Source organism: Neisseria sp. HMSC068C12, from assembly GCF_001814095.1.
In the GTDB taxonomy this organism is placed as follows: Bacteria; Pseudomonadota; Gammaproteobacteria; order Burkholderiales; family Neisseriaceae; genus Neisseria; species Neisseria perflava.
Genome location: NZ_KV814825.1, coordinates 304,272 through 322,027, shown reverse-complemented (window position 1 = coordinate 322,027; position 17,756 = coordinate 304,272). Strand labels below are relative to the sequence as shown.

Annotated in this window: 14 protein-coding genes; 12 read left to right on the top strand and 2 right to left on the bottom strand. The window is 47.7% G+C overall.

The genetic code is table 11. The features are described 5' to 3' along the window. The first annotated feature begins 131 nt into the window (after positions 1–131). From HMPREF2952_RS09385 to clpP, 9 genes are all read left to right on the top strand, one after another. Complete coding sequence (locus HMPREF2952_RS09385; protein WP_004520598.1) at positions 132–956, top strand: amino acid ABC transporter substrate-binding protein; 825 nt, start codon at positions 132–134, stop codon at positions 954–956. Beyond that, entirely contained in the window at positions 946–1,662 is a 717-nt protein-coding gene (locus HMPREF2952_RS09380) for an amino acid ABC transporter permease (protein ID WP_049336124.1), read from the top strand. Before HMPREF2952_RS09385 ends, HMPREF2952_RS09380 begins: the two co-directional genes overlap by 11 nt. A gap of 9 nt (positions 1,663–1,671) precedes the next feature. Further along, complete coding sequence (locus tag HMPREF2952_RS09375; RefSeq protein WP_070695596.1) at positions 1,672–2,439, top strand: amino acid ABC transporter ATP-binding protein; 768 nt, start codon at positions 1,672–1,674, stop codon at positions 2,437–2,439. A gap of 169 nt (positions 2,440–2,608) precedes the next feature. Beyond that, positions 2,609–4,528, top strand: a complete 1,920-nt coding sequence (locus HMPREF2952_RS09370; protein ID WP_070695595.1) for an ATP-binding cassette domain-containing protein — start codon at positions 2,609–2,611, stop codon at positions 4,526–4,528. Positions 4,529–4,575: 47 nt separating this feature from the next. Further along, entirely contained in the window at positions 4,576–4,929 is a 354-nt protein-coding gene (locus tag HMPREF2952_RS09365) for a hypothetical protein (protein ID WP_004520602.1), read from the top strand. Between the two features lie 36 nt (positions 4,930–4,965). Continuing rightward, positions 4,966–5,517 (top strand): hypothetical protein, encoded by a 552-nt coding sequence (locus HMPREF2952_RS09360; RefSeq protein ID WP_049336128.1) that lies wholly within the window; start codon positions 4,966–4,968, stop codon positions 5,515–5,517. Positions 5,518–5,705: 188 nt separating this feature from the next. Then, entirely contained in the window at positions 5,706–8,150 is a 2,445-nt protein-coding gene (locus HMPREF2952_RS09355; protein ID WP_070695594.1) for a DNA translocase FtsK, read from the top strand. 192 nt (positions 8,151–8,342) lie between these two features. Then, complete coding sequence (tig, locus tag HMPREF2952_RS09350; protein ID WP_070695593.1) at positions 8,343–9,653, top strand: trigger factor; 1,311 nt, start codon at positions 8,343–8,345, stop codon at positions 9,651–9,653. Positions 9,654–9,743: 90 nt separating this feature from the next. Beyond that, entirely contained in the window at positions 9,744–10,364 is a 621-nt protein-coding gene (gene clpP / locus HMPREF2952_RS09345; protein WP_049333839.1) for an ATP-dependent Clp endopeptidase proteolytic subunit ClpP, read from the top strand. Between the two features lie 62 nt (positions 10,365–10,426). Here clpP and HMPREF2952_RS09340 read toward each other — a convergent pair whose 3' ends face one another. Both HMPREF2952_RS09340 and clpB read right to left on the bottom strand, forming a co-directional pair. After that, complete coding sequence (locus HMPREF2952_RS09340; RefSeq protein ID WP_070695592.1) at positions 10,427–12,412, bottom strand: site-specific recombinase; 1,986 nt, start codon at positions 12,410–12,412, stop codon at positions 10,427–10,429. A 227-nt stretch (positions 12,413–12,639) separates the two neighbouring features. Beyond that, a complete protein-coding gene (clpB, locus tag HMPREF2952_RS09335; protein WP_070695591.1) occupies positions 12,640–15,213 on the bottom strand; it encodes an ATP-dependent chaperone ClpB in 2,574 nt (857 codons plus the stop codon). Between the two features lie 258 nt (positions 15,214–15,471). Between clpB and trpS the strand changes: the two genes are divergently transcribed. From trpS to tpx, 3 genes are all read left to right on the top strand, one after another. Then, a complete protein-coding gene (gene trpS / locus HMPREF2952_RS09330) occupies positions 15,472–16,482 on the top strand; it encodes a tryptophan--tRNA ligase (RefSeq protein WP_070695590.1) in 1,011 nt (336 codons plus the stop codon). 80 nt (positions 16,483–16,562) lie between these two features. Next, positions 16,563–17,102, top strand: a complete 540-nt coding sequence (locus HMPREF2952_RS09325) for a hypothetical protein (protein WP_070695589.1) — start codon at positions 16,563–16,565, stop codon at positions 17,100–17,102. 43 nt (positions 17,103–17,145) lie between these two features. After that, complete coding sequence (gene tpx / locus HMPREF2952_RS09320; RefSeq protein WP_070695588.1) at positions 17,146–17,640, top strand: thiol peroxidase; 495 nt, start codon at positions 17,146–17,148, stop codon at positions 17,638–17,640. The last annotated feature ends 116 nt before the right edge of the window (positions 17,641–17,756 follow it).

Below are 17,756 nucleotides of genomic sequence, written 5' to 3'. Positions count from 1 at the left end.
AAGGCCGTCTGAACAAATCAGCATTCAGACGGCCTTTTAAGGCATAAGATGTATTTTGTATTTTGGGCAGTTTCGCTTAGAATGCATGCTTTAATACTAAATGACACACTTAAAGTCAGGAGTAAAAATCCATGTTGAAAAAATTCGTACTCGGCAGCATCGCTGCAGTAGTTTTGGCTGCTTGCGGCGGAGAAGGCAGCAACTCAGCTTCTTCTACTCCGGCACAATCTGGTTCGGCCTCCGGCTCACTGATTGAGCGAATCAACAACAAAGGTACCATCACTGTCGGTACGGAAGGTACTTACGCACCCTTCACCTACCACGACAAAGACGGCAAATTGACCGGCTACGATGTTGAAGTAACCCGCGCAGTCGCCGACAAACTGGGCGTAAAAGTCGAATTTAAAGAAACACAATGGGACTCCATGATGGCAGGTTTGAAAGCCGGCCGTTTCGACGTGGTTGCCAACCAAGTCGGCCTGACCAGCCCTGAGCGTCAAGCGACTTTTGACAAATCTGAACCCTACAGCTGGAGTGGTGCTGTTTTAGTCGCGCGTAAAGACAGCAATATCAAATCCATCGACGACATCAAAGGCGTAAAAACCGCACAATCCCTGACCAGCAACTATGGCGAAAAAGCCAAAGCAGCAGGAGCTGAACTCGTACCGGTGGATGGCTTGGCGCAATCTCTGACCCTGATTGAACAAAAACGTGCCGACGCAACCCTGAACGACGAATTGGCGGTATTGGACTACCTGAAGAAAAACCCAAATGCCGGCGTACAAATCGTTTGGTCTGCCCCTGCTGACGAAAAAGTCGGCTCAGGCCTGATTGTCAATAAAGGCAATGATGAAGCATTGGCTAAATTCAGTACTGCCATGACTGAGCTGAAAGCCGACGGCACGCTGAAAAAACTGGGCGAACAATTCTTCGGAAAAGACATCAGTGTTAAATAATTTCCTTGCTTCTCTGCCGTTTATGACGGAAACACGCGCTGATATGCTCATCAGCGCGTTTTGGCCCATGGTTAAAGCCGGCTTCGCAGTGTCTTTGCCTTTGGCGATCGCTTCTTTCGTTATCGGCATGATTATTGCCGTAGCCGTTGCTTTGGTAAGAATCATGCCCTCCGGTGGCATTTTCCAAAAATGCTTGCTGAAGCTGGTGGAATTTTATATTTCCGTCATTCGCGGTACGCCGCTTTTGGTACAGTTGGTCATCGTATTCTACGGTTTACCTTCCGTCGGCATCTATATCGACCCGATTCCTGCCGCCATCATCGGCTTCTCGCTCAATGTTGGCGCATACGCTTCCGAAACCATACGCGCGGCAATTTTGTCCGTACCTAAAGGCCAATGGGAAGCAGGTTTCTCCATCGGCATGACCTATATGCAGACTTTCCGCCGCATTGTCGCGCCACAGGCATTCCGCGTTGCCGTACCGCCTTTAAGCAACGAGTTTATCGGCTTGTTCAAAAACACCTCGCTTGCCGCAGTGGTAACGGTAACCGAGCTTTTCCGTGTTGCCCAAGAGACAGCAAACCGTACTTATGACTTTTTACCCGTTTATATCGAAGCCGCATTGGTTTATTGGTGTTTCTGCAAAGTGCTGTTTCTGATTCAGGCGCGTTTGGAAAAACGTTTCGACCGCTATGTTGCCAAATAAGGAGTTGTCATGATTAAAATCCGCAATATCCATAAGACCTTTGGCGAAAATACCATTTTGCGCGGCATCGATTTGGATGTCGGCAAAGGACAAGTGGTTGTCATCTTAGGCCCTTCCGGCTCAGGCAAAACCACGTTTTTACGCTGTTTAAATGCTTTGGAAATGCCAGAACAAGGTCAGATCGAGTTTGACAATGCGCAGCCGTTAAGCATCGATTTTTCCAAAAAACCAAGCAAATACGATATTTTGGCACTGCGCCGCAAGTCCGGCATGGTGTTCCAACAATACAACCTCTTTCCGCACAAAACTGCGTTGGAAAACGTCATGGAAGGGCCGGTTGCCGTACAAGGCAAGCCTGTCTCCAAAGCGCGAGAAGAGGCTGTTAAATTGCTTGAAAAAGTCGGTTTGAGCGATAAGATTGACCTCTACCCCTACCAGCTTTCCGGCGGTCAACAGCAGCGTGTCGGTATTGCCCGAGCATTGGCGATTCAGCCTGAATTGATGCTGTTTGACGAACCAACTTCCGCGCTTGACCCTGAATTGGTGCAAGATGTTTTGGATACCATGAAGGAATTGGCACAAGAAGGCTGGACCATGGTTGTCGTTACTCATGAAATCAAATTTGCCTTGGAAGTGGCAACCACCGTCGTCGTGATGGACGGCGGCGTTATTGTCGAACAAGGCAGCCCGCAAGATTTGTTCAATCATCCCAAACATGAACGGACACAAAAATTCCTGCGCCAAATCCGTGCGGACAATGGCGATCTTCAAATTTAATTGAAACGACAGACAATTTGAAAGCATTTCCGACTGTCATTTCATAAAGGCCGTCTGAATAAGTAAAATAGAAATCAGTGATTTCGTTTTCATACTTGTTCAGACGGCCTTTTATATGTCTTTTCAGGTAAAATAATGCCTTTCGTTTTACACCCCCTTGCCTGCCATCATGATAGAAATTAAAAAACTCACCCTCCAACGCGGTTTGAAAGTCCTACTCGACAAAGCCGATGCCGTAATCAACCCCGGCCAACGCGTTGGTTTAATCGGTAAAAACGGTACGGGAAAATCCAGCCTGTTTGCGCTGATAAAAGGTGAAATCACACAAGATGGCGGCGAAATTCTTATTCCCAAAACATGGCGTCTGGCTTCTGTCTCTCAAGAAACGCCTGATTTAGATATCTCCGCTTTAGATTACGTTTTGCAAGGTGACGCTGAATTGCAGGCTTTTCAGACGGCCTTGGCTCAAGCAGAAGCGCAAAACGATGGCATGAAGCAAGCCGAATATCACGCCAAACTTGAAGAAATCGATGCCTATACTGCTCCGGCACGCGCCGCCAAACTGCTTAACGGCTTGGGTTTCGCACAAGAAGAACATACCCGTCCCGTCAAATCTTTTTCCGGCGGCTGGCGTATGCGCCTCAACCTTGCCCAAGCGCTGATTTGTCGTGCTGATTTGCTGCTTTTGGACGAACCGACCAACCATTTGGATTTAGAAACCGTACTATGGCTGGAAAACCATCTCGCTTCCCTGCCCTGTACGCAAATCATCATCTCCCATGACCGCGACTTTTTGAATGCCACCACAACGCACACCATCGAACTGTCGCAACAAAAACTGACCCAATACGGCGGCAATTACGATTTCTATCAAGCCGAACGCGCCCAACGTCTGGCGCAACAACAAGCCGCCTACGTCAAACAGCAGGCGCAAATCAAACATCTGCAATCCTTTATCGACCGTTTCAAAGCCAAAGCCACAAAGGCCGTACAAGCTCAAAGCCGCATGAAGGCATTAGCCAAGCTCGAGCGCATCGCCCCTGCTCATTTGGATAGCGAGTTTTCCTTTGAGTTTGCCAATCCGACCCACCTGCCCAACCCATTATTGAAACTCGACCATGCCGACTTGGGCTATGGCGACAATACCGTTTTACACGATATCACCTTGTCTCTGGAAAGCGGCGCACGTTACGGCCTATTGGGCGTTAACGGCAGCGGTAAATCCACATTTATCAAAGCATTGGCAGGAAAAATCGATTTACTTTCCGGCAGCATCGTACGCTCCGAAAAGCTCAATATCGGCTATTTTGCCCAACACCAACTGGACACATTGCGCGCCGATCAAAGTCCGGTTTGGCATATCCAACAGCTTTCGCCCGAAGTCCGCGAACAGGAAATCCGCAACTTTTTAGGCGGTTTCAACTTTGTCGGCGATATGGCGGTTCAAAAGACCGAGCCTTTTTCGGGTGGTGAAAAAGCGCGGCTCGCCCTTGCCATGATTATCTGGCAAAAACCTAATCTGCTGCTGCTTGACGAACCGACCAACCACCTAGACTTGGATATGCGCCACGCCCTAACACTTGCCCTGCAAAGTTTCCAAGGCGCATTGATTGTCGTATCGCACGACCGCAGCCTGCTTGAAGCGACTACCGACAGCTTCCTCCTTATCGACAAAGGCCGTCTGAACAACTTCGACGGCGATTTGAACGACTACCGTCAATGGCGGTTGGCACAAGAAAACGCTGCAGCAGCCCCCGCCGCATCTGCCCAAAGCCAAAGCCGCAAGGACACCAAGCGCATAGAAGCACAAATCCGTCAGGAAAAAGCCAAACGCAGCAAACCGATTCAGCAGAAGATCGACAAAGCCGAAAAAGAAATCGCACGATTGACTGATATTCAGACAGCCTGTGAAGCATTTTTGGCACAAGAATCTGCTTATTCAGAAGAAAATAAACCCAAATTGCAAGAGACACTCGCACAATTAACAGAAACTAAAGTAAAATTAACGCAACTGGAAGAAAACTGGCTGCAATGGCAGGAAGAGCTTGAGCAAATCCAAGTTGATGTCGAAGCCGAGTTTTCCCAATAAAAATAGAGCCATCAGGCCGTCTGAAATAAAACACAATACGGAAAAACATGACTTCAACCATCAAACAAGCCGGATACTTCCTCGTATCCTCTTTCGTCTTGGGCATTTCTCTTCATGCAGCCGCCGCAGTCTACTCCTGCGGCAACGGCAGCTATACCTCCGAACCCAAATCCTCCTGCGCACAGGCTCAATTGCCTAAAATCAGCGGCCATCAAGGCAGCGGTTACCACCTTAACATCCGAAGCCTCAATGCCTCTGATGAACGCGCAAGTGCAAAGCCTAAGAAAAAGGCACGCGCGGAAAAATCTGATAAACAAGAGAAAAAAGCCGACAAACCGAGCAAAAACAAAAACAGTGCAAAAGCTAAAAAACAGCAGCCCATACCGTCTGAACAAGAATAAAATGCTCAAGTGCAACGAATCAGCCCTATCTGAATCATGAAAAAATATCTGCTTACCCTATCCCTGCTGCCGCTCGCTGTTTTCAACAGCCAAGCCGACGCCGCAAAAATTTACACCTGTGAAGTCAACGGCTCGATTGTCTATACCTCGCGCCCAAGCGGCAACTGCCAGGCCGTCAACGATTTGCCGATTGTCGGAAAATACAGCAGCAGCCGATACGATGCCCCGGTCAGCGATGCGCCTACACTCAACGCGCCGACATCACAAGCGGCTCCGGCAAAAAGCAAAAATACGGCTGCAAAATCCAACCATAAGGTAACGCCCAAACCTGCCCCTGTCCGCACCACTTCTGAAACAGCTCCTCCTCCGGTTCCAAAATCCTCCGGCGTCAACAGTCGCCGCTCTATTCTGGAAACCGAGTTATCCAATGAACGCGCAGCTTTGGCCGATGCCAAAAAGCAACTGAGCCAAGCGCGGACAGCCAAAGGTGGCAGCGTCAATCAACAGGCCATCAGTACGCTGCAAGGTGCGGTTCTGGATAGAGAGAAAAACATTCAAGCCCTACAACGCGAACTGGGCAGAATGTAAGTCCAAATCAATCAAAACATCAGGCCGTCTGAATAGGTGGAAACGAAATCCAAAATTTTCGTCACGCCAAACAGACGGCCTGAATCCCATAATGATTACGCCCGTTTCAATTTCTTGTGCCTAGTAAATACGGTATAATTTGCCCTTTACGCACATTACCTCCGGTCTTTTCAGACGGCCTTTATCTCATGACTGCAAAATCTTCTAAAACCCAAACAAAAAAACGCGTCTCTACCAAACCGGCAGCCAAACCGACCACACGCAAATCCACCAAAGCACAAACTCAAGCCGACAATAAAGTCTCCCAACGCCTCAAGGCCGCCAAAGAGCTGCAAAGAAACGAAGAAAAAAAAGCGCGCCCCGAGCATGTCGTCAACTTGATTAATGATGCTTTATGGCTGTTTGGCTTGGTTATCACCATTTATCTGGCCATTTCCCTGGCCAGCTTCAGCATGGACGACCCTGCATGGTCGCGCAGCGTTCCCAAAAGCAACGATGTCGCCAACCTCGGCGGCCTCTTTGGCTCCTATCTTTCCGATGTCGGATATTATCTGTTCGGCTTATCGTTTTGGTGGTGGATAGCCGCCTCTTGCGTTTTCCTCTACAAAAATTTCCGCCCCATGAAAAAGCAGGAAAACCACAAGCCCTACAATCATGGCGTAGCCGCTTTGGCATTGTTTCTCCTGCTGGTGTGCAGTCCGATTATCGAACATTTCCTGTTTGACAACGCATTGAGCGAATCCCTTCCCGTTGGCGCCGGCGGCTTGGTCGGCTTATTGGCCGGCTCAGGCTTGGCTTGGCTGTTGGGCAAATCAGGCAGCCTGTTGATTATGCTGGTGATGTTGCTTTTATCCATTTCCCTACTGGCTCAGGTGTCATGGTTGGAAGTCATGGCCAAATCCGGCAGCCATATGGGCGGCCTGTTTGGCAGCCTGATGAAAAAACTGTCTCAATTCCAAAATAAAAAAGAAGATGTCTGCTCCGAAGCTTTGGAAACCCAAAATACGCGCCGCATGGTTAAAGAGGCAAAAACCATTACCGCCACTCCGGTTGCTCCGTTGGCAGGCAGCAGCAGCAACCGTAAAACCGTTGCCGTATCCGTTGCGCCGCCCCCTAAAATCCAAACTTCCCTGTTTGACGATACAGAACCTAAAAACAACGGCGAATACCACAAACCCAACATAAACCTGTTGCGTATGCCGTCTGAAGAACCGGTTGCCGTCAATCCGGATGAATTGCAACAAACCGCAGAATTGATCGAAGCCAAGCTGGCTGAATTCGGCATCGGCGTACAGGTTGTTTCCGCCACTTCCGGCCCCGTGATTACCCGCTACGAAATCGAACCGGCACAAGGTGTCAAAGGCAGTCAAATTGTCGCCCTGTCCAAAGATTTGGCGCGCTCAATGTCTCTGCAAGCTGTACGTATCGTAGAAACCATTGCCGGTAAAAACACCATGGGAATTGAATTGCCCAATGAGAAACGCCAAGACGTGATGTTGAGCGAAATCCTCTCTTCTCCCGTGTTTACCGATGCCAAGTCCAAACTGACCGTTGCTTTGGGTAAAGATATTGCAGGTACGCCCGTTGTCGGTGACTTGGCAAAAATGCCGCATCTTTTGGTCGCAGGTATGACCGGCTCGGGTAAATCTGTCGGTGTGAATGGCATGATTATGTCCATGCTCTTCAAAGCCTCGCCCGACGAAGTCCGCTTCATTATGATTGACCCGAAAATGCTGGAATTGAGCATTTACGACGGCATCCCGCACCTGCTCTGCCCGGTTGTGACCGATATGCGCGAGGCGGGACAAGCATTGAACTGGTGTGTTGCCGAAATGGAAAAACGCTATCGTCTGCTTTCCCATGCCGGCGTGCGCAATCTGGACGGTTTCAACCAAAAAGTCGAACAAGCCAAAGCGGCAGGCAAGCCATTGCTCAATCCGTTCAGCTTAAATCCTGACAATCCTGAGCCTCTGGAAAAACTGTCGTTGATTGTGGTCGTTATCGATGAGTTGGCTGACTTGATGATGACAGAACGCAAATCCGTTGAGCAGCAAATCGCACGCCTTGCCCAAAAAGCGCGTGCGGCAGGTATTCACATGATTGTCGCCACCCAACGCCCAAGCGTTGATGTGGTTACCGGCCTGATTAAAGCCAACATTCCGACACGCATGGCCTTTACCGTACAAAGCAAAATCGACAGCCGCACCATTCTTGACCAAATGGGTGCGGACGAATTGCTCAAATACGGCGATTCATTATTCCTGCAACCGGGCAGCGCAGAACCGACACGCCTGCAAGGTGCCTTTGTTTCCGATGATGAAGTGCATCAAGTCGTCAATTTCGTCAAAGAACAGGCTCCGACCAATTATGTGGAAGGTCTGCTCAGTGGCGAAGCGGCCATCGAAACCACCAATATTGTCAATCCGAACGCAAACAGCGATGAGTTATTCGATCAAGCCGTTGCCTTCGTATTGGAGAGCCGGAAAACTTCCATTTCCGCACTCCAACGCCAATTGCGCATCGGCTACAACCGAGCCGCCAATTTAATAGATGCGCTTGAAAATGCCGGTGTTCTCTCTCCGGCAGACATCAACGGCAGCCGACGGATTCTGGCGCAAAAAGACCAGCTGTAAAAAACAACAATATCGAAACACAAAGGCCGTCTGAAAAGAATTTCCTACTTTTCAGACGGCCTTTTTATGTTATTCGTGAAACATTGTGTTATACTAAGCAGCTAAATTTTGACCTTATGCACGCTTCCGAAATTCTTTGGAATACTGAGCAGAAGGATAACCGTTTAAACACAACAAATTTAAGGGCTTACGATGAGCGTAACTGTTGAAACTTTAGAAAATCTGGAACGCAAAGTAGTATTGTCTCTGCCTTGGTCCAAAATCAACGCAGAAACTGAGAAAAAACTGAAACAAACCCAACGCCGCGCAAAAATTGACGGCTTCCGTCCGGGTAAAGCACCGTTCAAAATGATTGCCCAAATGTACGGCGCAAGCGCACAAAACGACGTTATCAACGAATTGGTACAACGCGAATTCTACGATGTTGCCGTTGCTCAAGAATTGAAAGTTGCCGGTTACCCACGCTTTGAAGCCGTTGAAGAACAAGACGATCAAGAGTCTTTCAAAGTTGCCGCTATTTTTGAAGTCTTCCCCGAAGTAACCATCGGTGACCTGTCTGCCCAAGAAGTAGAAAAAGTAACTGCAACCGTTGGCGATGCCGAAGTTGACCAAACTGTAGAAATCCTGCGCAAACAACGCACTCGTTTCAACCATGTTGACCGCGAAGCCCAAAACGGCGACCGCGTCATCATTGACTTCGAAGGCAAAATCGACGGCGAATCTTTCGCCGGCGGCGCGTCTAAAAACTACGCTTTCGTATTGGGCGCAGGCCAAATGCTGCCTGAATTCGAAGCCGGTGTTGTCGGCATGAAAGCCGGTGAAAGCAAAGACGTTACCGTAAACTTCCCTGAAGACTACCACGGTAAAGATGTTGCCGGTAAATCTGCCGTATTCACCATCACTCTGAACAACGTTTCTGAAGCCACCTTGCCTGAAGTTAACGCTGACTTTGCTAAAGCTCTGGGCATTGAAGACGGCGACGTTGCCAAAATGCGTGAAGAAGTGAAGAAAAATGTCGGCCGCGAAGTTGAGCGCCGCATTGGTGAACAAACCAAAGAATCTGTCATGAACGCCCTGCTCAAAGCGACTGACTTGCAAGTTCCTGTTGCTTTGGTCAACGAAGAAGCGGCCCGCTTGGCAAACGAAATGAAACAAAACTTCGTTAACCAAGGTATGGCTGATGCTGCCAACTTGGATCTGCCTTTGGATATGTTCAAAGAACAAGCAGAACGCCGCGTTGCTTTGGGTCTGATTTTGGCTAAATTGGTTGAAGAAAACAAACTTGAGCCAACTGAAGACCAAATCAAAGCCGTTGTTGCCAACTTCGCAGAAAGCTACGAAGATCCTCAAGAAGTTATCGACTGGTACTACGCAGAGCCTTCTCGCCTGCAAGGCCCGACTTCTTTGGCAGTAGAAAGCAACGTTGTTGATTTCGTTCTGAGCAAAGCTAAAGTAACTGAAAAAGCGCTGTCTTTTGACGAAGTAATGGGCGCACAAGCTTAATTGCTCCAAGGCTGTCTGAAACAGACAATCAAAAGCACCGAAGCGCTTTAAATGGCTTTGGTGCTTTTCCATCATTAACAGGAGACAAAAATGTCCTTCGATTTCAATAATTACCTTGTCCCTACCGTTATCGAACAAAGCGGTCGCGGCGAGCGCGCATTCGACATCTACTCACGCCTTTTGAAAGAGCGCATCGTTTTCTTGATCGGCCCGGTGACAGACGAATCTGCCAATCTGGTTGTTGCGCAATTACTGTTCTTGGAAAGCGAAAACCCTGATAAAGATATCTTCTTCTATATCAACTCTCCGGGCGGTTCGGTTACTGCCGGTATGTCGATTTACGATACCATGAACTTCATCAAGCCTCATGTTTCTACCTTATGCTTGGGTCAAGCGGCAAGCATGGGCGCATTCCTGTTATCCGCAGGCGAAAAAGGTAAACGCTTTGCCCTGCCAAACAGCCGCATCATGATTCACCAGCCGCTCATCAGCGGCGGCTTGGCCGGTCAGGCTTCCGACATTGAAATTCACGCTAAAGAATTGCTGAAAATCAAAGAGAAACTGAACCGCTTGCTTGCCAAACATTGTGATCGCGATTTGGCCGATTTGGAACGCGATACTGACCGCGACAACTATATGTCTGCCGATGAAGCCAAAGAATACGGTTTGATTGACCAAGTTTTGGAAAACCGCGAATCTCTACAAGCCTAATCTTTATCAGTTTAAATCAAAGGCCGTCTGAATGTATATATTCAGACGGCCTTTCTTCAATCCTACTTCGTATTGTCTTTACTATTCACTTGAACCGGATATAGTAAAATCAAAGGGTTGGCTTTTACTTGGTTCCAAAAGCTTTTCAGCAGATTGCGTATACTGCCCAAACGCGTACCGCGGGAACGGAGCGCAACAGCCAAAGCCAAAGAAAAGCTGACCACTAAATTTACCATACCGATTGCCAATACGCTTGCCAAGCCGAGTATAAACGTGAATACATCTGCATGGCCGCTGATCGCGGCATAACCTAAGTTTGCCGAAGAAAACGCCACATGGCGAATATCCAGCGGCAAGCCGAAAAGATGGCCAAAATAGCCTGTCATGCCTAAAAGCATACCGAAAATAAAATTACCCATAAGCGAACCATAATGCTTATGAATATAAGCGGCCAACCGGCGGCGCGGCTCCGGAGGCATGATTTTTCGTAAAAACGGATTAAACGGCAGGCGCTGACGCAGGTTCAGATAATCGGAACGGTTGTCAAAAAAGCCGGCAATAATACCCGAACAAAACAACCATACGCCGGCAATAGCGGCATACCATAAGGTCGGTTGGGTAAAAATCTCAATGGATTTGAACTGATAGGCCGTAACTGCCTCATTCAGCAAGGGCTGACCATGCGTATGGGCATAGCCAAAAGCAATCCCTGCCGCCAACAATACCGCAATCGATACATTGCCAAACACGGCGACACTTTGCGAACGGCACACATCAATCAGCAGTTTAGCCAATTTATTGTCCACCGCTTTGCTGCCTTCATTCGAGTCCACCTGTTCGGCAAAGCTCGCCGCCGTCATGGCAGGCTGCTTGGTTGCAACAGTGCAATGCAGCATATGAATCAGCATAAAGCCCAAACCATAATTGAGTCCTGCCAAGAATGAAGTAGTAAATTCGCCGAACCCCAAAGACGCAATATGGATTTTATTCAATGCCATCAAAGCAATAATTACACCGCCGCCCGCTGCGGAATAAAACATTTTGAAATATTCGCTACGGTTGCGCGTAATGTAATGCTCGCCATGATGACTTTTGTTTTCCGTAATACTGCGTGCCAGCATTCGGATACTGCTTTTACGCAAGTGGCTGGTGCTGTATTGCTCCACCGCCGCATAAATCATCGCATTCATCAGATTGACAGTTAAGCGGGTGCGGCTGGTTTCGATTTGAATATTGGTCAACAATTTCAGGCGGTCTATGGTTTGTTGCAGGCGTTCGAGCAAGTGGGCAACTTTTACTGACGAACCAGACCCTGCTCCGGTACCACGACGGCGCAAATAGTCAATTTGCTTTTCACACTGGTCAAACATAACCTCCAAGTGCGCCGTGTCATAAGTTTCTTCACTATGGCGATAGTGTTCAACCATCTTCGCAACTTCGCGCTGTAAAGCGACAAATGCAGAATCCGCTTCCAACAAACGGGGGGCAATCCGTATTAAATCCGGCTCAATCGCTTCGGAAGCAATCCAGATGGACAACATTTCTACCGCACGCAAACGTGCATCTGTCAATTGTCGGCTGGCCGTCTGAAGCAAAGCGGGATCCGCCTTGGCCAACAACAATTCATACATACCCAGCCATTGTCGCAAACTCAGTGTTTGCAACCATTTATCATCGTTTTCAGAATGAAAAAGATACAAAAATACTTCGCGCAAGTTGGAAAAATCTTTATAAGACGGACTGAACCGCTCATAAATCCGTATACCCATTTCTCGGGTAAAACTATGGCGCGAGAAAATACCCAGCTTAATCAGCGCAGGATAAATGTGAACTTTAGACAGCCAAGTATAAAAGCGCAGGCTGAATTGACGGCATAAAGCATCATCTTGTTTTAACGTAGATAAAATCAAATCAAAACGTTCGGAAGCCTTCTTTTTGCCTCCTCGGCGCAAAAATTTGATTAAGGCATTGAGGATAAGAACAAAGTCGGTATCGTTTAAGCGTTCCGACAAAATAATGTGAAGATTTTGATTAGTCAGTTTTTGCATTGTAGTATTATTACATTAAATTAGGTATTTAGCAAGAACCTTGGTAAACAAGTTGGATTATAGCGCATTCTTTATCAAACTAAGGCATAAGAATTTGATCAATTTCCCTAAAATTCAAAGAATAATCAAATTACATAACAATTATATAATATGAATCAATAATCAAGAAAGGCCGTCTGAATTCTTTCAGACGGCCTGTTACAACAACATACTACATTAATTTAATCCTATGCAAACAAGAGTTTACCACCCTCTTCTTTAACATGGATTGTGCTATCGGGCGCATATTTGCCTTCAAGCAAGGCTTTTGCCAGCGCATTTTCAATTTCAGACTGAATAGCGCGTTTGAGCGGACGGGCACCATACACAGGGTCGAAACCGGCTTTGGCAATCAGATCCAAGGCAGCATCGTCCACCTTCAGGTGCAGATGTTGCGCTTCCAAACGTTTTTCCAAACCTTTAAGCTGGATTTTCGCAATGCTGCGGATATTGGCCTGATCCAATCCATGGAACACGACTACTTCGTCAATACGGTTGATCATTTCAGGACGGAAATGTTCTTTCACATCCTCCATTACAACTTCTTTCACCGCTTCGTAGTCCTGAGTACCCATTTGTTGGATATGTTGGCTGCCGATGTTGGAAGTCATGACGATAACAGTATTTTTGAAGTCTACGGTACGGCCTTGTCCGTCGGTCAAGCGGCCGTCATCCAATACTTGCAACAGGATGTTGAACACGTCGGGATGGGCTTTTTCCACTTCGTCCAAAAGAATCACGCTGTACGGCTTGCGGCGGACTTGCTCAGTCAGGTAGCCGCCTTCTTCGTAGCCGACATAGCCCGGAGGCGCGCCGATTAAGCGGGCAACAGCATGTTTTTCCATGTATTCGGACATATCGATACGAATCAGATGATCTTCGCTGTCAAACAGGAAGCCTGCCAAAGCTTTGCACAACTCGGTTTTACCCACACCGGTCGGGCCTAGGAACAGGAAGCTGCCGTAAGGTTTGTTCGGATCGGCTAAACCGGAACGGCTGCGGCGGATGGCGTCGGATACAGCACGCACGGCTTCATCTTGGCCGACCACACGGCGGTGCAATACTTCTTCCATCTTCAGCAGCTTGTCGCGTTCACCTTCCATCATTTTTGACACAGGGATGCCGGTCATACGAGAAACGATTTCGGCTACTTCATCTGCGCCGACTTCAGTACGGAAAAGTTTATTTTGTTTTTTGCCGTCAGGATTGCTTTCTGCCGCTTGCAACTGTGCGCTCAATTTAGGCAACTCACCGTATTCAAGCTCAGATGCGCGGGCAAAGTCGCCTTGGCGTTTGGCCTGCTCGATTTTGACTTTGATGTCGTCCATCTGTTTCTTAATGTCGGCGGTGCTGGAAGACGCGGCTTTTTCGGCTTTCCAGATTTCGTCCAAATCGGCATATTCTTTTTGCAGACCGTCGATTTCTTCGTCTATCAATTCCAGACGTTTTTTGCTGGCATCATCAGTTTCTTTGGCAACGTGCATTTTTTCCATTTTGAGCTGGATGATGCGGCGGTCGAGTTTATCCATCTGCTCGGGTTTGCTGTCCAACTCCATTTTGATGCGGCTGGCGGCTTCGTCAATCAAATCAATCGCTTTGTCGGGCAGGAAGCGGTCGGTAATATAACGGTCGCTTAACTCCGCTGCGGCAACGATAGCAGGGTCGGTAATATCGATACCGTGGTGGATTTCATAACGCTCTTGCAAACCGCGCAAAATAGCGATGGTATCTTCCACACTTGGCTCGCCAACCAATACTTTTTGGAAACGGCGTTCGAGTGCCGCATCTTTCTCGATGTACTGACGGTATTCGTCCAAAGTAGTCGCGCCGATGCAGTGCAATTCGCCGCGCGCCAAAGCCGGTTTCAACATATTGCCCGCGTCCATTGCGCCGTCGGTTTTACCTGCACCGACCAAAGTATGGATTTCGTCAATGAAAATCAGGGTGTTGCCGTCGTCTTTCGCCAAATCATTCAACACGCCTTTCAAGCGTTCTTCAAATTCGCCGCGGTATTTCGCACCGGCAATCAATGCTGCCAAATCCAAAACCAGCAGGCGTTTATTGCGCAGGGATTCGGGCACTTCGCCGTTAACAATACGTTGCGCCAAGCCTTCAACAATAGCGGTTTTACCCACACCCGGCTCACCAATCAGCACAGGGTTGTTTTTGGTACGGCGTTGCAATACCTGAATCGCACGGCGGATTTCATCATCACGACCGATAACAGGGTCGAGCTTGCCGTCTCGGGCGCGTTGAGTCAGGTCGAGTGTGTATTTTTTCAAAGCATCGCGTTGGTCTTCAGCATTCGCATCGTTCACGTTTTGTCCTCCTCGTACCGCATCGATCGCGGCATTGATATTTTGTTCGGTCGCACCGGCTTCTTTCAAAATTTTGCCGGTTGCATCATTCTGCTGAACCAAAGCCAGCAGGAAAAGTTCGCTGGCGATATAGGCATCGCCACGTTTGGTTGCAGCCTTGTCCATCAAGTTCAATACAGCTTGCAGCTCACGGCTAGGCATAATATCGCCACCTTGACCGGATACTTTTGGCAAGCTGCTCAAATGTTGCTGCAAACGTTGTTTTACTTGAGGCACATTCACACCTGCATGAGCCAGTAACGCAGCAGCACCACTGTTTTGATCGTCAAGCAACGCTTTTAAGATAAAGCCAGCCTCAAGGTAGCTGCTGTCCGCAGCCAAAGCCAAACTTTGACCTTCTTGCAGAGCTTGCTGAAATTTAGCAGTCAATTTATCAAATCTCATTTTACTTTCCTCTACAAATATATTTCTGTTAAAGCCTATATAGACGCAAATGTGGATAACTCAAGAGTTATTTTTTCATTAAATAGTAAATTTAATTTATATTATTGTTTTATAATGATTATTTTTATAGTTTTATGTGTATAACTTTTCTTTTCCATTTACCCTATACGTAAAAGGCCGTCTGAAAAATCAAGAATAATCAGGTATAATCGGCACCATATTTATTTTCAGACGGCCTTTGTGCCGAAGGATACTTTCATGAGCAAAAAACGAGTTTTAACAGGCGTTACCACAACAGGTATTCCACACTTGGGCAACTATGTCGGTGCCATCCGCCCGGCTATCCGCGCAGCGCAAGATTCCAATACTGAATCATTCCTCTTTTTGGCCGACTATCACGGCATCATCAAATGTCATGAGCCGGAAATGATTCATCAATCTACTCAAGCTGTTGCCGCCACATGGCTCGCCTGCGGACTCAATCCGGAACAGACCACTTTCTACCGTCAAAGCGATATTCCCGAAGTGATGGAGTTGAACTGGATTCTGACCTGTATCACTGCAAAAGGCCTGATGAACCGCGCCCACGCTTATAAAGCTGCAGTACAGGCAAATACCGAAAACGGTCAGGAAGATCCAGATCACGGCGTGGAAATGGGCCTGTACAGCTACCCTATCCTCATGACTGCCGACATCCTTATGTTCAATGCCCATGAAGTTCCAGTCGGTCGCGACCAAATCCAACACGTTGAAATGGCACGCGATATTGCCGGTCGCTTCAATCACCGCTTCCAAGAACTCTTCACCTTGCCTGAAGTAAAAATTGACGAAAATGTCGAACTCTTGGTCGGCTTGGACGGACGAAAAATGTCCAAATCCTACGGCAATACCATTCCGCTTTGGGAAAACGACAAGAAAACCCAAAAATCGGTCAACAAAATCATCACCAATATGAAAGAACCCGGCGAGCCGAAACAGCCTGATGAAAGTCCTCTGTTTGAAATCTACAAAGCCTTCTCCACGCCGTTTGAAACTGCCGAGTTCACGCAAATGCTGGCCGAAGGCCTTGCTTGGGGTGAGGCTAAGAAACTCTTGGGTGCAAAAATCAATGCCGAGCTCGCAGAGCCGCGTGAGCGTTACAATGAGTTGACAGCCAAACCCTCTCAAATTGAAGACATTTTGCAAGCCGGCGCACAAAAAGCACGTAAAGAAGCACGCGAATTGTTGGATAAAGTACGCGATGCGGTAGGTATTCGTCCGTTGAAATAATAATAAGGCCGTCTGAAAATTTCAGACGGCCATAATATCGTTTATCATTTGAAATATAATCATTTTCTAGGGTTTCTCATATGAAAAAAACCTTCCCCCTTATCTTGCTCAGCCTTTCATTGGCTGCCTGCGGCGGTAAATCTGAAGATACTGCAGCCAATGATATTACTTCAGGCAAAGCACCCAAACCTACCTTCAAAGTTAAATATATCGATGAACAAGCCATAGCCGGTTTGGATTTAGGTACAGCTCAAGAAGGCGAAACCAAAGAAGGTAAAAAACAACGTACCTATCCGATTAACGGCATAGAGGGTGGCGTCATCAATCTGATTGGCAAGCACCCTACCGACTTAGAAATCATCAGCGGCCAATGCATGGAAAAAAATGAAAAAGGCGGTTCAGCCGGCTGGTCAGCCAACGGAGTTTGCCACACAGCCTTTGCAAAAATGGTGGACAATATCGCCCAAGACGGCAGCAAACTGACCGACTATCTGATTTCACACGCTGCTTTGCAGCCTTATACCGAAGGCAAAAGCGGCTATGCCGCTGTACAAAACGGCCGCTATATTTTAGAAATTGACAGCGAAGGCATGTTCTATTTCCGTCGCCGTCATTACTAAACCCCAGATCATCCTATTTTCCCCCAGACACAAGGACTGAATCATGGCTCAAGTTACTTTCCAAGGCTCTCCTATTTCTACAAACGGCAATTTGCCCGCTACCGGCCAAGTTGCACCTGATTTCACATTGGTAGCGGCAGACCTATCTGAGAAATCATTGGCTAACTTTGCAGGCAAACGCAAAGTGCTGAATATTTTCCCTAGCATTGACACCGGCGTATGTGCCCAGTCCGTCCGCACTTTCAACAAATGCGCCTCTTCTTTGGACAATACCGTCGTCTTGTGCATTTCTGCCGATTTACCGTTTGCACAAGCCCGTTTCTGCGGCGCAGAAGGTTTAGAAAATGTTGTGACACTTTCTACATTCCGCAGCAGCTTTTCTAACGATTACGGTGTTACACTGACAGAAAGCCCATTACGTGGCCTTACTGCCCGCGCAGTGGTGGTTTTGAACGAGCAAAACCAAGTTCTCCACGCTGAATTGGTTTCTGAAATTGCGAACGAGCCTGACTACGAAGCAGCTTTGGCTGTTTTGTAATTAACCAAATAAAATCAGGCCGTCTGAAAATTTTCAGACGGCCTGAGACCTTTGCAAAATTCCTTTTCCCCCGACAGCCGAAACCTAAACAAAGATTTTCGGCTGTTTGTGTTTCA